The organism is Arenibacter sp. P308M17 (assembly GCF_003426735.1).
Classification (GTDB): Bacteria; Bacteroidota; Bacteroidia; order Flavobacteriales; family Flavobacteriaceae; genus Arenibacter.
This window is the reverse complement of the sequence record NZ_QVON01000008.1, coordinates 94340-119384: the sequence shown is the minus strand read 5'-3', so window position 1 is coordinate 119384 and position 25045 is coordinate 94340. Positions and strand designations below refer to the sequence as shown.

Sequence of the window (25045 nt, the reverse complement as noted above, 5' to 3'; positions counted from 1 at the left end):
TTAACCGCTCAATAAAAACTAAGGATAGCACTATCAGGAAGGTGATTGTTAATTTCATGGTTCATTATTTTATATTGTTGCTTAATGTTTTTGTATGGTTTAGAAGTACCAGAATTAGTATTGCTGCCCATATGCCTACCCTAAAGGCCATTGCCTTTATACTCTCATCAGCTACCATATCATTAAAAAAGTACAAATAGACCAATACCAAAAAGTGCAAAAGCAGGATGGTCATTATCATTAATTTAGACCTGCTGTGTTGCTTACCTATTTGATAGGCCACCAAAATGGATATAATTCCAAGGGCAACGTTGTAGATCACCAACCAATCCAATACCCTATAATCCACGGAACGTAGTCCCAAAAGGACCATGGAGCCTGAGAATACGGATAGGATGCCTATGAGGCTAGCAACTATGGTCGCGATGATCAAGGTAGTTTTCATTCTTCATTAGTTTTTGTGACAATCCACATTTCTGCAGGCATCCCAATTTTTAAACTTCCATCATTACGGACTTTAACTTTAACTGCGTAGACCAGATTGACACGTTCTTCTTTGGTTTGAATAATTTTAGGAGTAAATTCTGCGCTTTCCGCGATCCAGGATACTACCCCTGGATAAGATTTCATCTCCTCGCCTGCATCAATTTTTACGCTTACCTCCTGCCCAATTTTCAGTTTGGACAATTGGTTTTCACTGATATAGACCCTTAAAATCATGTCTTCCAGGTTGGCTATTTTATATAAGGGTTTCCCAAATGCAGTAATTTCATTGGGTTCGGCATATTTAACCAGGACCGTGCCCTTCACAGGGTTCTGAATGACACTTTTATTGATCTGGTCTTCAATTTGCCGTATTTGTATTTCTATACTTTTTATCTCATTGATAATGGGAGAATTTTGAGTTTCCACACTCTTAATCTGTTCTTTGATAATGTTGATCTGTCCATTAATGTCGTCCAATTGTTTGGTAGTTGCAGCTTTTGCCTGCAATAGGTTCTCTATCCTAGTCCTATCATTTTGGACCACTTTTAATTGTTCTTTAAGCACTTCCCTTTGTGATAGCACATTTCTGGATTTTGAAAAAATGGTGTTTTTGGAAGCCAATAATTGGTCGCGCTTTAAGGAAAGTTGAACGGTGTCTATAACGCCAACAACCTTATTCTGGGCCAGCAAATTTCCTTCTTCCGCATCCAGGAACAAAATTTTTCCATTGGCCTCTGCTGAAATAGTTATTTCCGTAGCTTCAAAATTACCGTAACCATCTGCTTTATCCCCACTGCCGGTACATGAACCTAAAATGCTTATGAGAAGACTTGTTAATATTAAATATGGATGTTTCATTTTACTCAGGTATTGTTTATATCAGTTATTGTAATAGCTTCCTTTAGTAATTTCGTATTGAATTTTGTGCAATAGCAATTGTGTTTCGTGTAGATTTAAATTGCTTTTTGCCTCATATAAATTTGTAAATTCGGTAATATAGGCCGATGCTGTAATTACACCGTTGTTCAATTGGGATTCCGCTGTTTTTAGAATATCTTCCCGTAGTACTATAATCTCCCTATCGGTGAAAATCAAGGCATCGATCTTATCAATTTCAGACTTGAGTTTTACCAATTCCAAATTGTTGTTCAGTTCAAAGGTCTCTTTTTGGGTATCTATTATTTCCTTGTTTATTTCAAGGGATTTTTTCTCGGTCCTAGTCTTGTTCCAGTCAAAAATGTTCAGATTCAATTTTAAACCTGCCATATAGAAGGTTTTAAAAGAATTGTCCAACATATTCAGCCCCGGATTGCCATAACCCCCTTGGGCGAAAGCATTGATTTTTGGGAGATTGGTCTTTGAAATTAGTTTGGAGGAAAAATCTATCTGATCCTTTTGAAGATCGAAAAGCCGAATTTCTGGTCGTTGGGATTGGGTTTCCGACATAAAAATAGCTGGTCTTTCAAGGCTTACATTGGACGATAATTCCATACCAACAAGCAAGGATAACCGTTGTAACAACTCCAATTTATTATACCTCAACTCCGTAAACTGTTGTCTTAATTTTAAGAGTTCCGCTTCCAGTGTTTTTTCAGAAGACCCCAACAAAGTCCCATATTTTACGCCGGCCTTAACATCTTCTAAACGAGCCTTCAATTGCTCTTCCTTGGCTTGGAGCAATGCCTGGTTTTCCTGTAGCAATAAGACCGATAAGTAAATGGAATTGACCTGGCTTTTTAATCCGTAGAGGCTCACTTCCAACTGCTGTTGGTTTACCTTTGAGGCTAACTCCTTCACCTTGGATGAAGCATTGATCAAACCCCCGTTGTAAATCATTTGGTTTACATCCAAGGTGGCACGATATTGGTCCTTATTGGGAGGTTCTAAGGTTACATTCGGAAGCTGGATCGGCAAACTTGTTACATCGGACTGGTAGGTGGCCTGAGCGTTCAGGTCCAGTTTGGGCAAATACCCCGTTCTTAAGGCTTCAATATCCAATTGTACCTGGTTTTCCAATAATCCGGTTTGTTTGGCTAAAGGATAATTATTCGCAACAAGTTCAAAACACTCTTCCAACCTTAGGGTTTGCTGGGCCAAGGCGCCAAGAGGTATAGTGAAAATTAATATTAAAAAAAGTCTTTTCATGTGTATTTATTTATTGATTTTCAGTGGGAGCACTAGGCCGACAAAGTCATTCCTGTCCGTACCGGAACGGGCGGACTGGCGGGTGCAACATCCAAATAATCTTTTACCCCGTGCGTTTAAAACTATGCATGTATGTTTCATTTTTTAATAGAATTAATTAAAAGCTCTGGAATCAAAATCTTACGTTCCTCCATCATGGATTTAAATGTTTTTTCGTCCAAGTTCAATATTCCACGGACCAGGCCAGTCCCTACAAATGAAAATGCGGTCAAGGAAAAAAGGTTTAACAACAATTGTTTAGGGTCTATGGGCCTTAAAATTCCCATCTCAATTTCCTCCGCTATCTGCTTCTTAAAGCGCAAGGGGTTGGGTGCGATTTCGGAGCCAAAAAATATATCGGCAAACTCCGGATTGTTATTTATTTCCTGAATAAGAAAGTTGGGGAGGTATGGATTCTCCATGACAAAGGAAATATAGCTATCTGTAAATTCCGTTATTTTTTCAAAAACGCTTTTATCGGAATTAAAGACCTGGTTGATATGGGGAGCAAACTTTTCAAAGGCCTGCCTAAATACCGCCTCGAACAATTTTTGCTTACTCTTGTAATAGTAGTGCAGCATGGCCTTGTTAATTTTTGCCTCATCCGCAATCTCCTGCATACGGGCTCCTGCCATACCTTTCTTTTGGAAGACGCTTATGGCCGCCTTTAATATGTTTTCTTCTGTGCTCTGATCTTTCATTAACTAAATAGTTTAACCAAATGGTTAATAAATGTACAAATTTTTTTAATTCCAAAAGGACAATGCCAATAATTCTTTGTTATTTAATTTATTTCCAAACATTTATAAAATATATTTTGGGATAGTATATGGGCTTTATGTGAAACAAATTCTTTTCATTAAATGCCTTCACATTCTTATTTCTTGCTAAATAGCGCTACGCCCGATATCGAAATTAGGTACATTTTCTTCTCAAGGCAATAAGGACATTCAATCTATAAAACTAAAGGACCAAAAGAAATATCTACTTATTTTTATCAAAAACCACACCCCATAGTCCGCGGACCTCATTTACTTTATAACCGACAGCCTTATCTTCCGGGTATAATTTTCTTAAAGTGGCCATTGTGGAAGGCCTGACCTGTTCATTGGGTTTCCCATGGCATTGAAGGCACATGGCATTTGTAATTATAGGATAATATACCGTTACTTCTTCGTTGCCTGGAACTACAATGGGATCTACTTCAATACCGGAGGCAAGCTTCTCTTTAAAAGTAGTGATATATCCAAGTTCCTCCTTGTTGGCCTTATTCAGGGGATTTCTAGCTTTATCGGAGACCCTTTTAATCTGGGCATTGTTCATTACTGAAATACTATCTGTTAATTCTATGGCACGAAGGTTACAAAATGCTACGGCTCCATCCGTACCTTTTTCCTGTATGGCCTTCATTAGATTTTCCCCCAATGCCGCTTTGGCAGCCAAGGCATAACCCAGACCTATATCTCCATAATCCTGTTGTAATCCATGTTTTGAAACGGGGTCCATTCCTTTTTCCATACCTTTTCCTTTACCCATTCTTCTTCCGTGCTCCCTCTGATAATGTTCATTGAACCATTCAGGTTGTGCAATTTCATAATCATACATGTATTCGGCAATAAGGCCAATGGTTTCTTCGGGATAGGGTTGATAGGGCATTATACCAAATCTATTAAGTGCACCGGGCATTTTGGATTTTTCCTCCTGTGGATCATTGATCCAAGCCACAATAGCTTCTATGAATTGTTCCTTAGTAGTCGTTGAATCTATATAGTGCCTCTTAATGGCCACCATGGGAGGGGCAATCATGCTGACTTGGGAAGCTTTGGGATTGTGACATAAATAGCACTCTGTCTCCATAATCTTTTTCCCTGGATGTATCTTTGCCCGATCTACCGATGAGCTATCTACCTTGGTTTCTACCAATTTGTTATCCGTTTTATTAGCCTCCTTACAGCTTGCTAGGGTCATTAATAGAATAGTAAAAAAAGATAGATATTTCATAATGTTCATAATTTTGGATTTATTCCTGCCCCCATCCTTATTCATCTGTTACTATTTATGTTTTTAATGGTCAGACCTGCCCGACTTCTTCGTTCCCGTCCGTACCGGAACGGGCGGACAGGCAGGTGTAATTATTCACATCATTATGACTTATTTTTAATGGAGTTCATGAATCTTCGATTTCGCCTATTAACATTTTGTCCCGATAATTATCGGTTGGTATCCATTTTATTGTTATGGCTCATTTCATACCATTAATTTAAGCCATACTTATATGTTCCCCATAGCAAGGACATTATCTCCAAGCCATGTAGCCTCCCTTTAGATCAACCACTTTTTCAAAACCCATACCGATCAATTTATGCGCCGCTCTCCGGCTTCTTGCACCGGAATGACAATATAGGTACACTGGCTTTTCCCTGGACATTTTTTCACAGTATCTTTCAAAGCCAGCGGCATTGAAAAAGTCAACATTTACGGCATTTTTTATATGACCGTCAGCATATTCATTAGGCGTACGAACATCAATAAGTTGTACTTTTTTACCCGCTATGGCGGCTGAAAAGTCGGCTTGATCCAAAATTTCAATTTTATCCGATTTCTCCTGTCTTGTTCCGAAAAGTGTACTAAAAATAGACATATTATTTCTTTTTTTTGAGTTATTCCAAAGTCCTAGTTCAAAAAAAGGAAACCGCCACCTTTTACAATGACCGTTTCCTTATACAACCAACCAAAACATTTATACCGTAAAGATAGGCCGGCCATTTTTTGTCCACAGCAACTTTTGTTACACATGACATTTTCCCTAAAAATATTTGCCAACCCTTATAGATTAACTTAGAAAGCGTTGAAATCCAAATGACGGCCAAAAAACAACAAAGAGGTACAGGAGGTAAGCTCCAACTAGCGACAAAATTCCCTTGGTTGCCCAGGACCAATTTTAAAAGCAGCCCCTCTAGCAAGTGTCATATAATATATATTACTTAATATGCATTATATATTAACCTCAACTAATATTTTATTGGTTTTATTCATTAAATTGAGTTAATATTATTTCATTAATGTAATGAAGAAAGAATAAACGCGCTTAATGTATATTCTTTACGAAACACCAAGAGTATAATGGGCCACATAGAATTATAGCAAAAATCATTTCAACCAAAACTTAAATGCTTACAAAAGGAAATAGCCATGTTTAAATATTCATTATTGCCCTTGGTTACGGTTTTCATTTTTTTAAGCCATGGACTGCTTGCCCAAAAAGTAAATGAATTCCCAAAGAAAACAGACCCATTATACAAAAAGGTGGAAATGTTTGATAGGTTGATGCTTGGCAACCACTGGAACGAAGGCGCCATAATGCAGCACGTTATTTTTCCTCCTGCCGGACTGGAGCAGCCTATAGTAGGTTCCCAGGCCGATTGTCTTGATCCCACTTCCGAAATGTTGGCCGCCTATTCCCATAAGTATGCCATTACAGGAGACCCGAGGGACAAGAAAATAGCCAATGACATCTTTGAAGCCATACTAAAATTGGAAAAAGTAACAGGTGTTGAAGGATTGGTAGCGCGTAGCTTCAATAGGACCAGCCAACCCCTTTGGCACGAAGAGGTCTTTTGGTACCATGAATGGCACCCATCGTCCTCCATACCCGGTTACCGATGGCTGGGGGATTTAAGCGCAGATAAGTTCACTTCCATATTTTACGGCGTGGGAACATTTTGGGAATTATGTGCCGATGCAGAATACAAGGAGAAAGCAGCCGGTCTCCTAGATCGATTTATTGGGCGGGTAGTGGACAACAATTTTAAGCTTACGGATCTTGACGGAAAAATGACCTTGTGGGGCAATTTCTGTCCCAACCTTCCGCACCAGGAACTCAACTCATTGGAAATGTTGGCCGCCCTTAAGGTTACCCATCATATTACCGGAAAGGAACGTTACAATGCCGCTTACCACATGCTTATAGATCGCTATCATTATGACGACCACCAAATTAATTCCAAAATACTATTCCCTAAAGAATGGCGCAATGTAGGGGACGATTACCACGCTGCCCGTTCCCTCTATATGGTGATGCGTTTAGAGACCGATCCCGATCTACTCAATAAATACAGAATGAATTTAAACAGACATTGGTACGATTGGAAGGATATAGAATTTACTTGGGAAAGCAATATCTGGTTTTTAATGGTCTATAAGGTACTTACTGGGGAGGACATTTTTACCGAAGAGAAAAAGCAGGGCATTAAGGACATGTGGGGATTTGAACGCACTAGCAGGGAATTTAAAATTCCACAAAAAGACGGTAGTTTTAAAATAGTGCGTTCCGAGGAAGAGCATACTGCAGCCGCCATGATCAGAAATTATTGGTTTGGTAGGTATTACGGAATAATTGATGAAAAATGGTAATCTCAAATAATAGGAAGCGTATGAAATCTCATTTAACCCTCCTCACTTTATTAATACCTATACTTTATGTTGTTGGGCAGGAAAATCCCACTCCGCCCGATGGAATGGTTTATGTTCCCGCCGGAGAGTTCATTATGGGCAGTACCTATGGCGATCCGGATGAAAGACCACAACAAATTGCAAGCACAAAGGCGTTCTTTATAGATACGTACGAGGTTAGCAATACGGAGTTTGCCAAATTTGACCCTACTTTTAAATACCCTCCGGAAAAAAAGAACAATGCTGCAGTTGTCACCTGGTCTAAAGCGGACGCCTATGCTAAATGGGCAGGGAAACGTCTGCCCACGGAAAAAGAATGGGAAAAGGCGGCCAGGGGTATCGATGGCCGAATATTTCCTTGGGGAGACACCTATGACAATACCTATGTTGTGTGGGACCAAAAAGAGACACGCGGAACTTCCATTGCCAAGCCTGCAAGTCCATATGGTTGCTATGATATGGCCGGGGGGGTGTGGGAATGGACATCGGACTGGTATAAACCCTACCCTGGCAATACCGTACCCATGGAACAATATGGTGAAACCTACAAAGTAATGCGGGGCGGATCCAATTTTAACAACCACTCCTTTATCCGCACCTCACAACGCTATTATGTGTTACCGGAAAAAATACACGTATACCCTGTTGGCATACGATGTGTAAAGGATATCGATTAGAACCATGCACTGATAAAAAATATTATAATTTAGAAAAACTCACAAAATGAAAAAACAATTGAGATTTTGGTTGGTACTGATGGGTATTGGCATTATGCTTTCCTGCAAAAAGGAACAGCCCAAAACCTTGGATCTTTCCCAAGCAAACATTGTGATATCGGCCCAGATTACATCTCCCATCCAAGAAACGGCCGCTAATATCCTGGTGGAAGAAATTAAAAAACGAACCGACCTTCAACTCGGATTAAACAACAGTTGGGACAACAAAACCAACATTGCCTTGGCCTTGGCGAACGAAAAGGAATTGTTAGGAACAAAAGTACCGGCCCGTGATGGGGAAAATACCCCCGAATTAAAAAAAGAAGGCTATCGTATTTTTCATGAGGTAACAGATAATCAGAATACCTTATGGATCATAGGGGCAGACGCAAGAGGAGTGCTCTACGGAATTGGCAAACTATTGAGAACGGCCAAAATGGAAAACGGCAAAATAACGCTGAACCCCAATATTGATTTTTCCGAATCCCCGGAATACGCCCTTCGTGGGCATCAATTCGGATATAGGAACACGGCCAATTCCTGGGATGCCTGGACCATTGAGCAGTTTGATCAGCATTTTAGGGAACAAGTACTTTTTGGGGCCAATAGTTTTGAAAACATTCCTTTTCAAGAACCCGATTCAAGTCCACATTTTAAGGTAGATCCCCAGGTCATGGAAGTGGAACTAAGCAAAATATGTGAGAAATACGATGCCGATTATTGGGTCTGGACGCCGGCCCCACACGACCTGACCCTAACAAATGCCCATCAGGACGGACTTGCGGAGCAGGAAGCATTTTACGCAAAATGCCCAAGATTGGACGGAGTATTTGTTCCGGGAGGGGATCCAGGAGAAAACCATCCTGCCCAACTAATACCTTATTTATACGATTTGTCGGAGATATTGCACAAATACCATCCAAATGCCGGTATATGGGTTTCATTACAAGGTTTTAACAAGGAAAAAGTGGAATATTTTTTTAATTACCTAAATTCCGAAAGCCCTGATTGGCTCAAGGGAGTTGTCTATGGTCCCAGTAGTCCGCCCATAGAATTGGAACGGGAAATGTTGCCGAAAAAATACCTGCACCGCTTTTATCCGGATATAACCCACACCGTAAGATGCCATTATCCGGTAGATAATTGGGATCAGGCATATGCATTGACCCTGGGAAGGGAACCGATAAATCCTCAACCAATTATGTATACCCAACTATTTAACAGGGACATCAAATATACCGATGGCTTTATTACCTATTCCGATGGTTCCCATGACGATGTTAATAAAGTACTATGGAGCCAATTGGGCTGGGATTCCAAGAAAAATCCCAAAGATATCATTCATGAATATGCCCAATTCTTCTTTGGCTCCAAGGTGGCCGCAAAAGCGGCCCAAGGCATATTTGATCTGGAAAAGAATTGGGACGGACCCATTTTGGAAAACGAATCCATTAAAAAAACCTTATCCTTATGGAAAAGCTTGGAAGAAAACAACCCTGAGCTGGAAAAGAATTGGAGGTGGCAGCAGTTGATCATGCGGGCCTATTACGATGCTTATATAAAAGACCGACTTGCCTACGAAAAAAGGCTGGAGGCCGAAGCTTATGAAATATTGGCACAGGCCAATACCATTGGGGCCGATAAAGCCATGGGCGATGCCCTACAGCATATCCATAAGGCAGATACCGAATTGGTCTCCCAAGACCTGAAGGAAAAGGTTTTTGAATATGGTGAAAAACTATTTCAATCCATAGGGGCTCAGACCAGCGTGGAAAAATATCAGGCACGTAGTGCGGAAAGAGGGGCCATTTTGGATTTTATAGATTATCCCCTTAATAATAGATGGTGGCTGGAAGATGAATTTAAAAAAATTGGTAAATATAAGTCGGAAGCCGAAAAGCTGGCGCGACTAGAATTTATCAAAAACTATGAATCTCCGGGCGAAGGTAGTTTTTACGACAATATTTCCAGTGCAGATGCCAGACATGTAACCTCAAAAACAGATGATGCCATAGACTTCCTTTGGGAAAACGATGGTTTAAGCAGAAAGCGGCTCTCTACCCAATTGTTCCAATTTACCCCTACCCTGGAATACCAAGGGTTGAATCCGGATTCCAATTATTTAATTCGAGTATCAGGTTATGGAGAGGCCCTTTTAAGAGCCAATGGAGAACGTCTATCACCTACCAAATACGAAAAGGGCTTTGAGGAGTTCAAGGAGTTTCCACTTCCGAAAGAGTTGATCAAGGACGGACAGCTAAAAATAAGCTTTGACAAGCCCGATGAGGAACACCTCAATTGGAGAAAACAATCTCGAGTAACCGATGTCTGGCTTATTAAACAATAATAAGATGTTTTCCCAAGAGGAACCCTTCCCCCTAAAGGGAATTGTTAGCGTACTAAATACTCCCTTTACCAAGGAGAATACCATTGACCATGCCGCCTTAAAGTGCAATGTAGAGGAGGCATTAAGGGCCAGGGTTGCCGGAATATTGGTGCCTGCTATGGCAGCGGAAGTATATAGATTATCCCCTTCGGAAAGATTGGAAATGCTATCTACGGTATTGGAAACCGTAGGGGACAAAATTCCGGTTATTGGAGGTGCCGGGGAACAGGATCTGTCCAAAAGCAAGGAACTGCTTCAGGCCTATATGCGAATAGGTTGTAAAAATGTGCTGTTCCAAATACCTTTTATAGAGGAACAACAGTTCAGAAAACATTTTATGGAATTGGCTGCCCTTGACCCGGAAATGATCATGCTACAAGATTGGGATGCTACAGGGTATGGCCTTTCGGATGCCCTTATAGTGGATTTATTCGATAAGGTGGCCGCCTTCCAATGTCTAAAGATCGAAACCGTTCCTGCCGGACCCAAATATTCCAGAATTCTAGAACTCACACATGGAAAATTGAACGTAAGTGGGGGCTGGGCGGTTACCCAAATGATGGAAGGGCTTCAAAGGGGCGTACATGCTTTTATGCCTACTGGAATGCATTTCATTTATACTGCCATATACCGGATGTTTACAGAAGGTAGAACGGAAGAAGCGGAAGCCCTGTTCGGGAAAATAATTCCAGTACTGGCCTTTTCCAATCAACATTTGGACATTTCCATTCATTTCTTTAAACGGTTATTGTACCGGCAAGGCATTTACAACACCCCCATTGTTCGAAATCCTATCCTTCCCTTTGATGCCATACATAAAAAATTGGCGGACAAACATATAGACACCATAATTTACCTTGAAAACCAGCTTAAGGTCCAAAATGGCCATAACTATTGATCTTGGATATACCCATGGCAAATACGGCCTAAACACTATCCAACATCACTTTGACATAAAATACGCAAGGGTCAATATATTATCTGTTTTAAATAATATAATAGTGGTACACCCTTGCCTTTTAAAGTTACTTTGTCCTGTTAAATATAATATATGGCATTAGAATTAAAAGGAATCATCCCTCCAATGGTAACCCCTCTTAACGTGGACGGCGGTTTAGATGTAAAAGGATTGGAAAGGCTCATAGAGCACCTTATAAATGGCGGGGTACACGGTATATTCCTTTTGGGAACCAATGGGGAAGCTCCCAGTCTTAGTTATGCATTGCGAAAGGAACTTATTACAAAGGCCTGTACATTTATAGGGGGTAGGGTACCCGTACTGGTAGGAATTACCGACACCTCCTTTGATGGCTCCCTGGACATTGCGGCCCACTCCAAAGAAGCCGGGGCAGATGCCGTGGTGGTAGCCCCACCTTATTATCTTCCCATATCGCAAGAGGAAATGATGAACTATTTGGAGCGCTTAATTCCGCAATTGCCCTTGCCCGTAATGATGTACAATATGCCAAGTTGCACCAAACTACACCTTTCCCTAGAGACCGTAAAAAAAGCTAAGGAATTGGGTGCCATAGGTATTAAGGACAGCTCTGGCGACATGTCCTATTTCTACTCATTGATCGAAGCTTTTAAGGAGAGCCCGGAATTTTCCATCATTGTGGGCACCGAAATGTTTTTACCGGAAACCATCATTTATGGTGGTCATGGGGCCGTTGCAGGGGGCGCTAACTTCCTGCCAGAATTATTTGTCGATCTATATAATGCCTCACTGGCCAATAATTTGGAAGACATAAAAATACTGCGCTCTAAGGTGGCATTTGTTAACAACAGTATTTATTGTGTGGGCAAGAATGCTTCCAGAATAACCAAGGGCATCAAATGTGCCCTATCGGTAATGGATATCTGCGAGGACCATATGGCCCTACCACTGAGAAAATTTGAAAACAGGGAAAGGGAAAAAGTCAAGGAATATTTAGACCAGTTCGCTGGATTCCAGGTCATATAAAAAATGGTGGATAAGAAACTTAAATGGGGAATTTTGGGCACTGCCCATATTGCAACGGAGCAGGTAATTCCAGCAATGCTCAACTGCCTACATGGGGATGTTCATGCCATTGCCTCGAGAAATTTGGAGAAGGCCAAAACAATATCCAAGCTGTACGGGATAGAAAAACCATATGGTTCGTATGAGGAATTATTGTCCGATAGGGAAGTAGAGGCCATCTATATTCCTTTGCCCAATCACCTACATGTGAAATGGGCCATTAAGGCCTTGGAAGCGAACAAACATGTGCTGGTTGAAAAACCAGTTGGCCTGTCCAGTAAGGAAGCTGAAAAATTATTAAAAACTTCCCTTAAATACCCTCACTTAAAGGTAATGGAAGCCTTTATGTACAGGCATCACCCCCAATGGATAAAAGCCAAGGAACTAGTGGACCAAAAGGTTATAGGTGACATTAAGGCCATTCAATCGTCCTTTTCGTTCTATGAAGATGACCCCAATAGTATCGTAAACAATAAAGAATTTGGGGGTGGAAGTTTAATGGATATAGGATGCTACCCTATATCCCTATCCCGTTTTTTGTTCAATTCGGAGCCAAAGAGTATTTCTTCCGTTATAGAGTATCACCCAGATTTTAAGGTAGATATATTAGCCTCAGGCATATTGGAGTTCGAAACCGGCACTTCAGTATTCTTCAGCGCTACACAATTGGCGTACAATCAACAGGCACAAGTTTTCGGAACCAAAGGAAATATAAAATTTGAACTACCCTTTAACCCCCCCATTGATAGGCCGGCAAAAATATGGCTCACCATAGACGAAGAGTGCCAAACCATTGAATTTGATATCTGTAATCAATACACCATCCAGGCCGACCTTTTTGCCTTGGCCATACAAAATAATACCCCAGTCCCCACTCCACTAGAGGATGCCGTTAAGAATATGCTGGTAATTGAAAAGTTGGAAGAAAGTAATTTAAAGGGACAACGTATACAACTGTAAATTTCTAGTTGTCCCTTTTTCTATTATTTCATGAGTTCCTGTAACGTCCAATAGCTTTTCCTTTCCGCGTTTTTGGCACGGATATCCCTAACCTCATTTTCATGGACCATAGTAGTATCGTTCATAGAGCGAATGTAAGTGGCCACATGGCCGATCCAATCATCATCGTTACTTCCCATAGGCAACATTATACCATACTCCTTACCTTCAATAGGACCTGTAAGGCCATTTAAAAGGATTTTTATAAGCACTTCTTTATCACCAATTACCCTAGGTGACCCAATTAAAGATGGTGCAATCAGAGAATTCTCTCCATTGGGAACCCCTTTTAGATCAGGGCCGTGGCAGGTAATGCAGGTCTGTTTATAAATATCATAACCATCTATAGTCCTATATTTTTCTCCATTGCTCCTGTGGGCTATCCTGTTCTTTAATTTCTGCAATTCAGAATCATTTGCCTTTAAACTGAGCTTTACCGAAGCCGCTACCAGTTCATTGTCCCCGTATTCTTCCGAGATAGAACCCAACAGAGCGGAGCCATCGGCACTTTTGGAATGTCCTAAACTTAATGCCAATTGATTTACAACATTAATGTCCATATCCTTTTGTAATTTGGCCAACGCTTGCAAAATGTCTTGATCCCCTTTCTTCAAAAACTCTTCACTTAACCTTATGGCCGTCATTCGAACCCTTGGATCCACATCATTTAACTTTTCAAGAATAAGTGACTTATCCACAACACCTAAACCCTCCAAAGTCCATAAGGCATGGATCCTTTCACGGGGATAGTCTTTATCTCCAAAGTTTTCTGTCCAAAAAGACTCATTATCCCTTGTAATATCCTTAAGTTTGGGCACCACAGCCATATCTCCTTTTAATATGATCAGCTTTTGGGCGGTATTTCTATACCATCCATTGGGATGACCTAAGTAATCTACCAGCTCTTTGGCGGATTTATCCAAAAGTTTGGGTTTTCCACCTGGTTTGATCTCCTCATGGACAATACGATATATTCTACCTCTTCCAATATTCTTGTCCAAACCTTTCCTAAGAATTACGGGTCTTAAATGGCTCCCTTCCCTGGTCCAATTGCCTTCTTGGATAATGCCACGGTACATGTCTACAATATAAAGGCTCCCATCAGGTCCTGTTTGTGCCTGCACCGGTCTAAAGTTCAAATCCGTAGAGGCTAAAAATTCTGCTTGGTCGTAGGCATTATACAACACTTTTTTACCGTTCTCATTTTTTATTTTTGCCCTACGGATCAACCTGCCCACTGGTTCGGGAATAAATAGATCCCCATAAGTGGATGGGGGTAATTTATCGCCCCTAAATATTTCTTGGCCGGCTACCCCGGTAAATTTATTCAAAGTACCATCCTCCTTCAACCTTAATTCGGCACCACCCTGTACATCAGGGGTGCCAACAATCGGCCATGGTTCCATAAATCCTTCCGAGATCTGTCCTTCCAAATCCACTTCACCATAAATTGGCGGTACCTGAAAACCATACGCCGCAGTTTCTCCACCTGCAGAAGAATAGTACATATTTCCTAAATCATCTTGGGTCAAGCCCCATTGTCCACTGGAACCATCTACCAGGGAATCTACTTGTATTCCGTTCTTATTAAACCTAAATCGCAATGGGTTGTAGGTGGTATACACCCAATTGTCCAAGTTCCAAACCAGACCACTCTGTTGGTGCTCTAGATTGCCCCCCCTTCTTTTTGGATTTTCATAAACCCTGATCTTTTCATCGGCCACTCCATCATTATCGGTATCCCTATAGCTCCATAGATCATACGAATAGGTTTCATTTACAATAAGTCGGTCATCGAGCGGTAAGATCATCCTTGGCAATACTAAACTATCAATAAAGACGGTGCTCTTGTCCATTTTTCCATCCCCATCCAAATCCTCTAAAAGTTTTATCTGACTAATAGGTTCATCCTCCCCTGTACCATCCACATTTTGCATATAGGTGTCCATTTCGGCCACATACATCTTGCCATCACCATCCCAGGCAATAGCCACAGGTTCATTCACCATTGGCTCGGATGCCACCAATTCTATCCTATACCCCTCGGGCAGATAAAATCTTTTCAAACTTTCTTCGGGAGAAAGAAAATCGGAAGGTGCTTCCCTTACAATTTCTGGTTTTACATAAATTTTATCCTTGTATTCTTTTTTCCCACAATTTACAATCACAAGAAGAAGCAAAACCGACCTTAATTTGATCATAATCAATATAATGCTATTTATATATATTTTGCCTGGTCAAATTACATTATTAATCCGTATCCTTAGCCGTTTTTGGAGGCCTTTTATGCCAATAGGAGGCCAGAATGGACCCTGTTATATTCATCAAGGGCCCAAATACGGCCGGAGCCAGACCCATGGTGGCTATTTTCCCCAAGGAATTGGCTATGCCAGAGGCCAAGCCCCCGTTCTGCATGCCTACTTCCAAGGCAATGGTGCGCGAATCCTGCTCGTTCAAACGCAGTAGACGGGCGTACCAATAACCTAGCATATACCCAAACAAATTATGGATCAATACCAATAGCATTAAGATTCCGCCAATATCCAATAGGCTATCCCTACCTGCGGCCGTTATGACCACGATTATAAGGCCAATGCCCAACATGGAGATTATGGGAAGTGCCCTGTCCATCCATTTGGCCTTGTCCCCTCTAAAACGGTTTAATAGAATTCCTGCCCCAAGCGGCAAAATAATCATCTTTACAATACTCCACATCATGTCCAGCACCTCTATTTCTATAAATTCCCCGGCCAATAACTTCATAAGAAGGGGAGTTACAAAAGGTGCAAGTAGTGTTGATATGGAAGTAATTGTAATGGAGAGGGCCAGATTGGCCTTTGCCAAATAGGCCATTACGTTGGATGCCACCCCACTGGGAGAGCAACCGATCAAAACGATCCCTGCCGCGATCTCCGGTGGAAAATTACTGACCTTTGCCAGCACAAAGCCCATTATGGGCATTATGCACAACTGTGCAGAGACACCCACCATTACCCCTTTGGGGGATTTGACCACCTCGGCAAAATCGCCAATACTCATGGAGGTCCCCATGCCGAACATAATAAGTTGGATCAAGGGTATGATCAATCCCGTAAGCTTAAAATCGCCTATTTGCAGAAAGTATTGCGGGTAATATAGTGCCAAGGCTACCCCTGCAAATATGGAGGCGGTAAAAACATAACTGCTCAGGGATTTATACCCACTAAAGCCAACGGCCAGAAGTGCAAAAAAGGCCATTATTAAAAGCCCCGCATTTTCTATGTTATCTGTAAGGATCATGCCCAGAACAACTAACAGCAATATAGCGGCCATGCCAAGGCAAATGGAATGAATGGTTGGTTTTTTCAAAATTGGTCGGTTTGGATTAATTGGTTTCTACTGGCAATTTATAGGCCTGTCTGGCCAAAAGTTTGAGCTTGCCATCCTTATCCTTTTGGTATACCTGTATATTACCGATACGGATATCTACGGGCACTCCGGCATTGGTGGCCTTGGCCAAAAAAATATGACGGACGATTGCTGTGTTTCCAGATATATGTATAGTCTGATCAGGGGCCTCCACAGAGGAGAAATTGAAGGGCCCGTTTACAATATCGTCTATAAATTCGGCCTTGTTTTGGATCAGTCCACTGGAATGTCCGTAGGTGAGTGCATCTGCACAAAGGGCCTCCATGAATTCCGCGGTCGGATTTACCATGGCTTCATTAAAAGTGGACACGGCCCGTTGCACTTCATCCATTGTAATTTGAACGTCCTCCCCCAAAAGCAGGGTCTTAGTTTGATCCACATTTTGTTTGCACCCAAACAAAATTAACATTGGTACAACGGTCATGAGCCAGCCGCAGCTTACCCTATTCATCCACTTCTGTACTCCGATTACCATGTTCTTTTGCTTAAAACCTTATCCAAAGTCTCCTTGGACATCCTTCCCAATTCCGGATGTTTGTCCAACCAGGCCAGAAATTCTTTTTTTAACTGCTCTGTCCATTGACTATCTATCTCTCCTGTGGAATATTTCTTGGTCCTTACCATCTCAAAGCCAAACTGGTCCTTAAGGGCTACGAATTCGGCAGTACTAACTACTTGTTCGGCCAAATGTGCAGGAATGAACAGTACTCCCTCCCTCTTGGCCAGGACAAGATCGCCCGGCAACACCATTACCTGCCCAATACGTATTGGGGTGTTGAGCCCCATCAGTACTTCCTCTTCCAAAAAGGACGGGTGAAAATCCCGGACAAAGGCATTGAATCCTTCCATCTGGCTTATGCTCTCAAGGTCCCTTGCACTTCCGTTAAAAACTACCCCGTTACCGGATTTGCTGTATATGGAAGTTGCCAAGGTGGCTCCCATAAGGGTGCCTGCATCTATCTTACCAAAACTATCGGCCACATATACATCGCCCTTGGTAAGGACCTCTATGGGCCAAGAATTGGTATTGCCCTTCCTCCCTTGGGAGGTTGTGCCCCTTTCCTTGATGTTCCTCTCCACATCCGGCCGACTTGGCATGAACAGGGCGGTGAGTGCCCTGCCTACAACGGGGACATCGTTATGGACCATTTTCCAATTGCCCTCGAACTGATTTTTATAGCCTTCATTTTCAAGGACGGTCCATGCATCGTCTATCCCAATTTTTTTTGCCCGTTCCAATAGGTCGTCCGGTATTTTTGGCCGGCCATCATCAAAGCGTGCCCCTTTCCATTCGGAGGTCAAAAAAATCAATTCCTCCTTGGGAAGGGTCTGTGAAAAGGCATTATAGGTGATACAAAAACCAAAAAAGAATAGTGCAATTCTATGGAACTTCATTTAAAAAGTTTTTAAAGGATAATACATCGTTATCTAGTCCAAAGCGGCTATACAGTCCATTTCTACCAATGAATTCCCTGGTACTCCCCCATAAGTGGCCACGGTGGTCCTAACCGGGGGGTTGGGTCCAAAACGCCCCCTAAAAACTTCGTTCATTCCCTTATAATCTGCCAAATCAGCCAAATAAACATTCACTTTCAATACTTTGTCCATGGAAGAACCATGCTTTTTTAGCTCCTTTTCCAATTCCTGCAAAACAATCTCGGTATGTGCCTTGATCTCAAAAGGCTCCACATGTGCCCCCTTGCCCGCTATATAAAGTGTATTTCCATGTTTTACCCCACCAGAGAACAAAGGTATGTCCTGGTCCATGACAATGTCTCCCACTACTTCCTTTTTTGGCCTTTCGCCCCCGTCTATTGCCCTAGCGGTGGCACCTACTCCAAACATAGCCGCCAATCCCATTCCTAATTTTTTAAAAGATGCCCTTCTTGTTGTTTTGTTTTCCATAATTATAAGATTTAATTGTTATTGTAATATATCGATTTATAGTTTCGTTTCTAAGTAGCCAAGGGTGGACCTCCCGGAACGCTTATTTTTTTATGTTCCGCTTTATAGGCCAGCTGTTTGGCCGTAAACTTGGCCGTAAGGTATTCGCCCAAAAATACGGATCCATTAAAGGTTCCGTTGGATACTTTTCCCGAAAACCAATAATTTATGGAGTTTCCCGGAACGTTAAAATGACTCCTAAGTTTTACCTCGTCCCCCTCTATCATTCCGGCCATTTCCTGCATGGCATAATCGCTGGTATGGGTTCCCTTGATCCAATTCCCTTCCTGTTCCAAGAAAAATTTATGGGTGCTTTTGGAGGTAAAAAACTGTATCTCCACTTCCCAATGCCCTGTAACGTTAACACTTGCCGGGGCCATCTTGTCCGATCGGGGCTTACGCTCTGCGGATAATATATCATAAAGTCGGTTGGCCACCAACTTGGCATTTCCCGGTCTCATTTGACTGGGGGTAATGGATATGCTTGTTGTCCCGTCCTCGGAAGATCTGCCTCCAATGGCTATCCTTGGTCTGTTGCGTGCCACCTCCTCGGCAATTTCTTCCCCGGTAATATGAAGCCTGTCCGGATCCCATTTCAGGATGAGTCTGGGGGCCCTATTGTCCAAACCCGTCGGCAATTCTACTTCAGCGCTTATTCCCTCTATTTTGGTGAGTTTTGAAGAGATTTCCTCCAACCAGGACAGCCAAGTGTCCCACTCCTTATCATGGTCCCTAGTGGTCCAGGCCTCTACGGCCGCCAGCATTCCCAGCATTTCCTCTTTCCCTACCTTATTGTCCCTTCCCGGGCCATGGTGTGGGGAACTGGCCTGCCAAGCAGCCATCAATATGTCCTTATCCCCCAATAAAAGGCCGGCACATTGTGGTCCGCATAGTGCCTTGCCACCGCTATAGGCCACTACGGTAGCGCCCCTTTCCAGATGTACACAGGGAATACTCAAATTCTCCGCGGCCGCATCGGCCAAAATAGGGATGTTCTTTGGTTTGGCGATCCCACTGATCACTTCCAGGGAAAGCGGTCTCCCCGTTTCGTTATCCCTTCCGGTCATTATATAGATCATTGCGGTTCTGGAATTGATGGCCCGCTCCAACTCCTCAGGAGTTTCCACCATAATTACCTTTACCCCTATATTTCGAATGGCTTGGTCATAAACATTTCTGGAGCTACGGGGAATTATAACCTCATTTTTCTCAAAACCCTCCAAGTTGGGAATCCTGATCAGCTTTTCCGGGTTGCCCCCGGTTACACAGGCGGCGGTTACGTGTTTCATACCCGCGGCACAACCCGATGATACCATTCCCCATGGTGCCTTGGTGAGTTCCGCCAAGCGGCGTCCTATGCCAAAGGCCAATTCATCGTACTGCACAAAATAGCCCGTAGCGGCCTCCATGGCCTTCAATACTTCGGGACGTTCCGTAGAACCCCCTAAAATGGTAAAGGTACCGCGACAGTTGATGATGGTATCTACCCCAATGGATTCAAAGATACTTTGCCCGGCGGAGTACGGTCCTGGCGCCAGAGGCCCCGTTGTACCAAGGGCACTCCCGAACATGGTCTCACTGGCCATTAAACTTCCTGCAATGGGAACAACACCCAACTGTTTAATTATTTCCCTACGGTTCATGCTTGCTATTTATTATTGTTCCTATGTGTTTTCGCTTCCCAAACCAATACATTAAAAATCCTATATGGTTTTCAGAGTGCCATTGGCCCACGGTTTTTGAAGATATGAAAATTTCTCCAACCCTAACACGGCCATTCCCCTAATTGTTGGTACTGTAGTTTAAATTTTAGAACTAGTGTTATGTTAAGGATGTTATGTCATTAAATTCAGGTCTCGACTGCGCTCGACCAGACAATCTTCGTCACTTCGAGCGCAATCGAGAAGTCATTTCACGATTAACATTACACTAGCTTGGTCCATGCTGGAAAAGATAACAATAATCCTACCCCCCTAACCAAAATTCAAACAGTTTCTTAGTCCTTCCAATTCTTACCTGAAAGTCCGTTTAGATCGTAAACAACTTCCCCATCCTTAATGGTAAGTTCGCATTCCAATTTTTGGTTGCCCATGATCTTAACCCCCTTGGTATCCATAAAACCAAAATGGCCCTGCCGAATACTTAAAACGGCCACATCGGCAATGGCGCCTACCTCCAAATGTCCCAGTTCCGGCCTATGTATATACTGTGCAGGATTCCAGGTAACACTTGCAATAAGCTCGGGCAATGCCATATTCATATTTAAAAATTTGGACATGATATTTAGTAGGTCCTTCATACCACCGTTCATACTCCCAATATGCAGATCCGTACTTATGGAATTGGGTTTAAAACCCTGATTCATTGCCGGTACGGCCTGTTCAAATGCAAAACTACCTCCGCCGTGTCCCACATCGAAGATAATTCCCTTTTTCTGGGCCTCAAATACAAAGGGGGCTACCTTGCCATTATCATCCACTACTTTTCCCCTACTATTTAAGGAAGCATAGGCATGGGTAAAAATATCGCCCGGCCTTAATTTTTCCAGAAAAAGGGTTTTCAACGATAGGGCGGGTTTACTGCCCCCAAAATCGACCATTACCGGTACATTGGCCATAACCCCTGCTTCTACCGCCCTTTCCAAAGGATCCCATTCGTAGCCTTCGTAATGTGCCAGTTTAACCCCCACTATTTCCGGATTGCTTTTTACCGTTTTTGCCGTCAACTTGGGATCCATATCGTTAACATCCTGCTCCACGACACCCCCTTTCATTCCGGAACCAACAATATTCAAAAAGGCCAAAACCCTTGTTTTTGAATTGTTAATGGTCTGCTTTTTGAAAATATGAAAATTTCTCCATCCCGAACTTCCCGCGTCCACTATTGTGGTAACCCCGGTACGGAAGGTGAAATTATCCGGGGCTACACTGCTCATACCTCCACTGTACATACTGTTTTCGTCCGTACCATAAAAGACATGGCCATGTATATCCAAAAGGCCGGGGGTTACCAACATCCCATTGGCATCTATAACCGTTTTTGCCTTTTTATCTGAAATGCTATTGGCAATTTCAGCTATTTTGCCATTAAAAATAGCGACATCCATTTTTTTGTTGATCTCACTTTTGGTATCTATCAGTGTCCCATTTTTGATCAATAAATCATATTCCTGTCCAAGAACCGATTTGGAAAGGAATAGTAATGCCATAGAAACTAAATAGATGGTAAGGTTGCTTTTCATCTGTTTAAAATTTTATAATTAGCTAAAAAATAAGTGATTACAAAATTTACAAACAGATGTAACCACTTCGTTCCCGCCCGTACCGAAAAGGTACGTTTGGGCGGGTTTGCAAAAACTTATTTTAATCATATCGGTATGGTATGCTTAAAAAAGTTTATACTCATTTCACAGGTTTAAATTTTTTAATGTTCGTTTTATCGTAATTGATATTATGGGATCTATAAAATTATTTGCTTTTGTCCATCATAATAAATTCCCTCCCCGGATGTTCCGTTTCAAAGGTTTCAAAATTGCCATTATCTTGAAGTGTAATAAAAGCAGCTCTGCCATCCTTTCCCCCAAAAGCAATATTGGAGGGTGTCTTCCCCTTTAACTTAATTTCTTCAAGAATAACCCCTTCGGGCGAAACTATGACCACAGTACCTTTTCCATGGCGGGTAATGTACAGATTTCCCTCGGTATCGGTACGCATTCCATCCATCCCAAAATCCTCAAATTTTATTAACAAACGCTTATTGGCAATCCCTCCTTCCGGCGAAAGATCGTAGGCCCAAACATTGCGCTGTACGGATTCGTTTACATAAAGAGTTCTGTTATCCGGACTAACCTCAATTCCGTTGGTGGTACCCATATCCCCTTCCAATAGGGTTATTTTTCCCTCGGTATCGATTCTCCAGATCTGCCCTTTGGAATTCTTCCAGTCAGGATCACTGGCAAAAAGAATATCGTTGTCCATTATTGCAATATCATTGGGCTGGTTCATATCCCCGTTATGGGCAAAAACGCTGATCTCTTTGGTGTCCATATCCACTTTTAAAATGTTATGCTTTGTATAATCTGCTATGAACATTTCACCTTTGCTGTTAAAACGGATCCCATTGCCTATGCTGCCTTCCGGCAAATTCACAAATAAGGAGGCCGTTCCTTGGGGATCTACCTGTCCTATGGTTCCCGGTTTTTCAAAATTAACGGCGTATAAAATTCCATTGGCGTCTACCGCAGGACCTTCAATTCCCGATGGAAAACCGGAAGGTTTGGTAAATTGGGAACTATGGTACAAGGACGATTTTGCTTCTTGGACAATATCACTAGGTACCATTGGTGTATCCTTGGGTTGTTTGTCCTTACATCCGGCAACCAATAGCAGTAGACATAAAACGGTTGAATTGAAAATTATAAATGGACTGGATTGGTATTTCATCTGTTCTTTTTTATTTATTTTTAATAGGTCAGACCTGCCCGACTTCTTCATTCCCGTCCGTACCGGAAAGGGCGGACAGGCGGGTAAAATATCCAAGAAATCATTTTCGTCCCGATAATTATCGGAAGGTTTGAAAATTTTGCTAATGGATATTTCATACGGTTTTGTTTTAGAAGTGATCTAAAAATACGGTTTATTCATTTTGACTGCATATAGAAGTTGGTTTTTCTTTTATTAGGTCTCAAGGGCCATTGGGAACAGTCTTTCTAACATTCGCAACTTCCTCGGGTTCAATAGGTGAGGCATTGTTGCCAAAATTTTGCCTTATGAAAGTCAGGATTTCAGAAATTTCTTCATCCTTCAACATATGTAATTTGGGCATGGCATTGTTATAGGACTTCCCTTTCACCATTATCTCTCCCCTAAGCCCTTGAAGGATAACATTGATCAATTTCGTTTTATCCCCTAGGACCCATTCCGAATTGTCCAAAGGTGGAAAACGCTCATTGCCCTTCCCGTCCCTTTGGTGGCAGACCGAACAAAAAATATTGTACAGTTGGCCGCCTTTGGACAATTTATCCTCCTCTACTTCCCCAAAATATCCATCGGGAACGAGTATATCCTCTTTTTCATCAGGTGTCTTTATATTAGTGGCGGTCCTTTTTCTTTTATCCATGGCAGCAAGCTGGGAACTCCCAAAATCCGCTTTGTTCCCCTTGTACATAATTCTCCATATTTTTCCCATTTTGGAATCGGAAACATACAATGATCCGTCTGGCCCAACAGCCAATCCCATAGGCCTATATTTGGCTTCACTAGTGTTCGCCACGGTATCCCTGCCCGCAAAACCATCGGCAAATACCTCCCATGGCCCCGTAGGAATACCATTTTGCATGGGTACAAAGCCTACAAAATAACCGGATTGTGGATAAGGGGAACTACTGGTAGACCCGTGAAAGGCTATAAATGCCCCGTTCCTGTATCGATCCGGAAATTGGTCGCCTTCATAAAACAGGAGGTCATTGGGGGCAAAATGACCCGGAAAACCCACTACAGGCTCTGTAAGTTTACTTATGTCGCCCTGCTTTTCCCCATCGCCCCCATACTCTGGATTAAGATAATAGCCTTTCTTGATCTGATCATAATAATGGTAGGGCCAACCGGCATCGTCCCCTTCCCTAAGTCTTAGGAAGACCTCTGAGGGCAAGACCGCACCTTCCCAGGCAGTAAATTCCCTTGGCCAGGTATTGTGGAGGTAATCGCGACCATGAACCACGGCATACAGGTTGTTATCCTGCTTGTTCCAACTTAATCCTACCACACTTCTAAGTCCGGTGGCAAATTTTGTTCCGTCCTGTTGGAACTGCCCCTTTTTGTTGGCATCAAATTTCCATATGCCCGCCCTGTGCTCCAATAACGGACATGGAAAAATACCAGGGGACATGGGCGATCTGTCATCCACCTGACAAGCATCCGAAGGCGCACCAAAAATAGTGTACATATTGCCCTGATCATCAAAGGCCAAAGGCTTGGTTGCATGTTGTCCGGGACGTTCCGTTTCTGACAATATTAACTCCAACTCAGTATCCGGCACCAAATCTTTGGTAAGTTTTTGGCGAAAAATACGCGTCACCGAACTAAAATATAGATACCCATTGTGAATTTTCATTTCGGTTCCATAACTGCTCCTGTCCAGATAATCATCGAAAGTTTTAACAATATCCGCCTTCCCATCATTGTCGGTATCCCGAAGTGCAGCATTGCCCCCAAGGGAATCCGGAAACCTCAGCTTCACATAAATATCCCCATTGGTGTTTACCGTTAGGTGCCTGGCCCTGCCCTTTAGACTGTCTATCACCACTACCGCCTCAAAATCCCCGGGCAAATAAAGTCCGCCATTGTCCTTATCCCCGGCAGGGAGGTCATTATTGGAATTACATTTTACAAAAAGTAAAATCCCAATTAAAATGATCGATGGGAAGAAAATGTACTTCTTAAAAAATGTCCCTCTCATGGCCATCCGTGT

The 25045-nt window shown here is 42.3% G+C and carries 21 protein-coding genes; 6 read left to right on the top strand and 15 right to left on the bottom strand.

Going from position 1 to position 25045, the window contains the following annotated elements; translation table 11 throughout:
- Positions 1–64: 64 nt before the first annotated feature.
- From D0S24_RS17695 to D0S24_RS17670, 6 genes are all read right to left on the bottom strand, one after another.
- A complete protein-coding gene (locus D0S24_RS17695; RefSeq protein ID WP_117021156.1) occupies positions 65–445 on the bottom strand; it encodes a hypothetical protein in 381 nt (126 codons plus the stop codon).
- Positions 442–1344 carry an HlyD family secretion protein gene (locus tag D0S24_RS17690; RefSeq protein ID WP_117021155.1) on the bottom strand — a complete coding sequence of 301 codons (903 nt, stop codon included), beginning with the start codon at positions 1342–1344 and terminating at the stop codon, positions 442–444. The genes D0S24_RS17695 and D0S24_RS17690 overlap by 4 nt, the downstream gene beginning before the upstream one ends.
- 21 nt (positions 1345–1365) lie before the next feature.
- Positions 1366–2631: a TolC family protein gene (locus D0S24_RS17685; protein ID WP_117021154.1), complete on the bottom strand. Its 1266-nt coding sequence runs from the start codon at positions 2629–2631 to the stop codon at positions 1366–1368.
- Between the two features lie 137 nt (positions 2632–2768).
- A complete protein-coding gene (locus D0S24_RS17680) occupies positions 2769–3371 on the bottom strand; it encodes a TetR/AcrR family transcriptional regulator (RefSeq protein ID WP_117021153.1) in 603 nt (200 codons plus the stop codon).
- 283 nt (positions 3372–3654) lie between these two features.
- On the bottom strand, positions 3655–4716 hold the full coding sequence (locus D0S24_RS17675; RefSeq protein WP_258922840.1) for a DUF3365 domain-containing protein: 1062 nt from the start codon (positions 4714–4716) through the stop codon (positions 3655–3657).
- Positions 4717–4966: 250 nt separating this feature from the next.
- Complete coding sequence (locus tag D0S24_RS17670; protein ID WP_117021152.1) at positions 4967–5311, bottom strand: rhodanese-like domain-containing protein; 345 nt, start codon at positions 5309–5311, stop codon at positions 4967–4969.
- Between the two features lie 551 nt (positions 5312–5862).
- On the opposite strand from D0S24_RS17670, the gene D0S24_RS17665 reads away from it, so the two are divergent.
- The 6 genes from D0S24_RS17665 to D0S24_RS17640 all read left to right on the top strand — a co-directional run bounded on the left by D0S24_RS17665 (position 5863) and on the right by D0S24_RS17640 (position 13186).
- Positions 5863–7083 (top strand): hypothetical protein, encoded by a 1221-nt coding sequence (locus D0S24_RS17665; RefSeq protein ID WP_117021151.1) that lies wholly within the window; start codon positions 5863–5865, stop codon positions 7081–7083.
- Positions 7084–7103: 20 nt separating this feature from the next.
- Positions 7104–7799, top strand: a complete 696-nt coding sequence (locus tag D0S24_RS17660; protein ID WP_181938129.1) for an SUMF1/EgtB/PvdO family nonheme iron enzyme — start codon at positions 7104–7106, stop codon at positions 7797–7799.
- A 46-nt stretch (positions 7800–7845) separates the two neighbouring features.
- Positions 7846–10185, top strand: a complete 2340-nt coding sequence (locus D0S24_RS17655; protein ID WP_117021149.1) for an alpha-glucuronidase family glycosyl hydrolase — start codon at positions 7846–7848, stop codon at positions 10183–10185.
- The gene (locus tag D0S24_RS17650; protein WP_117021148.1) at positions 10163–11122 is read left to right on the top strand and encodes a dihydrodipicolinate synthase family protein; all 960 of its coding nucleotides are present in this window, start codon (positions 10163–10165) and stop codon (positions 11120–11122) included. The genes D0S24_RS17655 and D0S24_RS17650 overlap by 23 nt, the downstream gene beginning before the upstream one ends.
- 153 nt (positions 11123–11275) lie before the next feature.
- Entirely contained in the window at positions 11276–12187 is a 912-nt protein-coding gene (locus tag D0S24_RS17645) for a dihydrodipicolinate synthase family protein (protein ID WP_117021147.1), read from the top strand.
- A gap of 3 nt (positions 12188–12190) precedes the next feature.
- Complete coding sequence (locus tag D0S24_RS17640; RefSeq protein WP_117021146.1) at positions 12191–13186, top strand: Gfo/Idh/MocA family protein; 996 nt, start codon at positions 12191–12193, stop codon at positions 13184–13186.
- Positions 13187–13209: 23 nt separating this feature from the next.
- Here D0S24_RS17640 and D0S24_RS17635 read toward each other — a convergent pair whose 3' ends face one another.
- The 9 genes from D0S24_RS17635 to D0S24_RS17595 all read right to left on the bottom strand — a co-directional run bounded on the left by D0S24_RS17635 (position 13210) and on the right by D0S24_RS17595 (position 25033).
- Entirely contained in the window at positions 13210–15426 is a 2217-nt protein-coding gene (locus tag D0S24_RS17635) for a c-type cytochrome (protein ID WP_117021145.1), read from the bottom strand.
- Positions 15427–15475: 49 nt separating this feature from the next.
- Complete coding sequence (locus tag D0S24_RS17630; RefSeq protein WP_251795822.1) at positions 15476–16573, bottom strand: bile acid:sodium symporter family protein; 1098 nt, start codon at positions 16571–16573, stop codon at positions 15476–15478.
- 16 nt (positions 16574–16589) lie between these two features.
- Entirely contained in the window at positions 16590–17012 is a 423-nt protein-coding gene (locus tag D0S24_RS17625; RefSeq protein ID WP_181938128.1) for a nuclear transport factor 2 family protein, read from the bottom strand.
- An 89-nt stretch (positions 17013–17101) separates the two neighbouring features.
- The gene (locus D0S24_RS17620) at positions 17102–18028 is read right to left on the bottom strand and encodes an RraA family protein (RefSeq protein WP_117021142.1); all 927 of its coding nucleotides are present in this window, start codon (positions 18026–18028) and stop codon (positions 17102–17104) included.
- 33 nt (positions 18029–18061) lie between these two features.
- Positions 18062–18538 carry a RidA family protein gene (locus D0S24_RS17615; protein ID WP_117021141.1) on the bottom strand — a complete coding sequence of 159 codons (477 nt, stop codon included), beginning with the start codon at positions 18536–18538 and terminating at the stop codon, positions 18062–18064.
- Positions 18539–18588: 50 nt separating this feature from the next.
- Positions 18589–20220 carry an aminotransferase class V-fold PLP-dependent enzyme gene (locus D0S24_RS17610; protein ID WP_117021140.1) on the bottom strand — a complete coding sequence of 544 codons (1632 nt, stop codon included), beginning with the start codon at positions 20218–20220 and terminating at the stop codon, positions 18589–18591.
- Between the two features lie 353 nt (positions 20221–20573).
- Positions 20574–21818, bottom strand: coding sequence for an amidohydrolase/deacetylase family metallohydrolase (locus D0S24_RS17605; RefSeq protein ID WP_181938127.1), 1245 nt, complete (start codon positions 21816–21818; stop codon positions 20574–20576).
- A gap of 226 nt (positions 21819–22044) precedes the next feature.
- Complete coding sequence (locus D0S24_RS17600; protein ID WP_220377781.1) at positions 22045–23019, bottom strand: SMP-30/gluconolactonase/LRE family protein; 975 nt, start codon at positions 23017–23019, stop codon at positions 22045–22047.
- 241 nt (positions 23020–23260) lie between these two features.
- A complete protein-coding gene (locus D0S24_RS17595) occupies positions 23261–25033 on the bottom strand; it encodes a c-type cytochrome (RefSeq protein WP_117021244.1) in 1773 nt (590 codons plus the stop codon).
- Between the last annotated feature and the right edge of the window lie 12 nt (positions 25034–25045).

Excerpts from the sequence above, each read along its gene's own strand:
- D0S24_RS17695 (WP_117021156.1), bottom strand. The coding sequence starts at position 445 with ATGAAAACTACCTTGATCATCGCGACCATAGTTGCTAGCCTCATAGGC.
- D0S24_RS17690 (WP_117021155.1), bottom strand. The coding sequence starts at position 1,344 with ATGAAACATCCATATTTAATATTAACAAGTCTTCTCATAAGCATTTTA.
- D0S24_RS17685 (WP_117021154.1), bottom strand. The coding sequence starts at position 2,631 with ATGAAAAGACTTTTTTTAATATTAATTTTCACTATACCTCTTGGCGCC.
- D0S24_RS17680 (WP_117021153.1), bottom strand. The coding sequence starts at position 3,371 with ATGAAAGATCAGAGCACAGAAGAAAACATATTAAAGGCGGCCATAAGC.
- D0S24_RS17675 (WP_258922840.1), bottom strand. The coding sequence starts at position 4,716 with ATGAATAAGGATGGGGGCAGGAATAAATCCAAAATTATGAACATTATG.
- D0S24_RS17670 (WP_117021152.1), bottom strand. The coding sequence starts at position 5,311 with ATGTCTATTTTTAGTACACTTTTCGGAACAAGACAGGAGAAATCGGAT.
- D0S24_RS17665 (WP_117021151.1), top strand. The coding sequence starts at position 5,863 with ATGTTTAAATATTCATTATTGCCCTTGGTTACGGTTTTCATTTTTTTA.
- D0S24_RS17660 (WP_181938129.1), top strand. The coding sequence starts at position 7,104 with ATGAAATCTCATTTAACCCTCCTCACTTTATTAATACCTATACTTTAT.
- D0S24_RS17655 (WP_117021149.1), top strand. The coding sequence starts at position 7,846 with ATGAAAAAACAATTGAGATTTTGGTTGGTACTGATGGGTATTGGCATT.
- D0S24_RS17650 (WP_117021148.1), top strand. The coding sequence starts at position 10,163 with ATGTCTGGCTTATTAAACAATAATAAGATGTTTTCCCAAGAGGAACCC.
- D0S24_RS17645 (WP_117021147.1), top strand. The coding sequence starts at position 11,276 with ATGGCATTAGAATTAAAAGGAATCATCCCTCCAATGGTAACCCCTCTT.
- D0S24_RS17640 (WP_117021146.1), top strand. The coding sequence starts at position 12,191 with ATGGTGGATAAGAAACTTAAATGGGGAATTTTGGGCACTGCCCATATT.
- D0S24_RS17635 (WP_117021145.1), bottom strand. The coding sequence starts at position 15,426 with ATGATCAAATTAAGGTCGGTTTTGCTTCTTCTTGTGATTGTAAATTGT.
- D0S24_RS17620 (WP_117021142.1), bottom strand. The coding sequence starts at position 18,028 with ATGAAGTTCCATAGAATTGCACTATTCTTTTTTGGTTTTTGTATCACC.
- D0S24_RS17615 (WP_117021141.1), bottom strand. The coding sequence starts at position 18,538 with ATGGAAAACAAAACAACAAGAAGGGCATCTTTTAAAAAATTAGGAATG.
- D0S24_RS17610 (WP_117021140.1), bottom strand. The coding sequence starts at position 20,220 with ATGAACCGTAGGGAAATAATTAAACAGTTGGGTGTTGTTCCCATTGCA.
- D0S24_RS17605 (WP_181938127.1), bottom strand. The coding sequence starts at position 21,818 with ATGAAAAGCAACCTTACCATCTATTTAGTTTCTATGGCATTACTATTC.
- D0S24_RS17600 (WP_220377781.1), bottom strand. The coding sequence starts at position 23,019 with ATGAAATACCAATCCAGTCCATTTATAATTTTCAATTCAACCGTTTTA.
- D0S24_RS17595 (WP_117021244.1), bottom strand. The coding sequence starts at position 25,033 with ATGAGAGGGACATTTTTTAAGAAGTACATTTTCTTCCCATCGATCATT.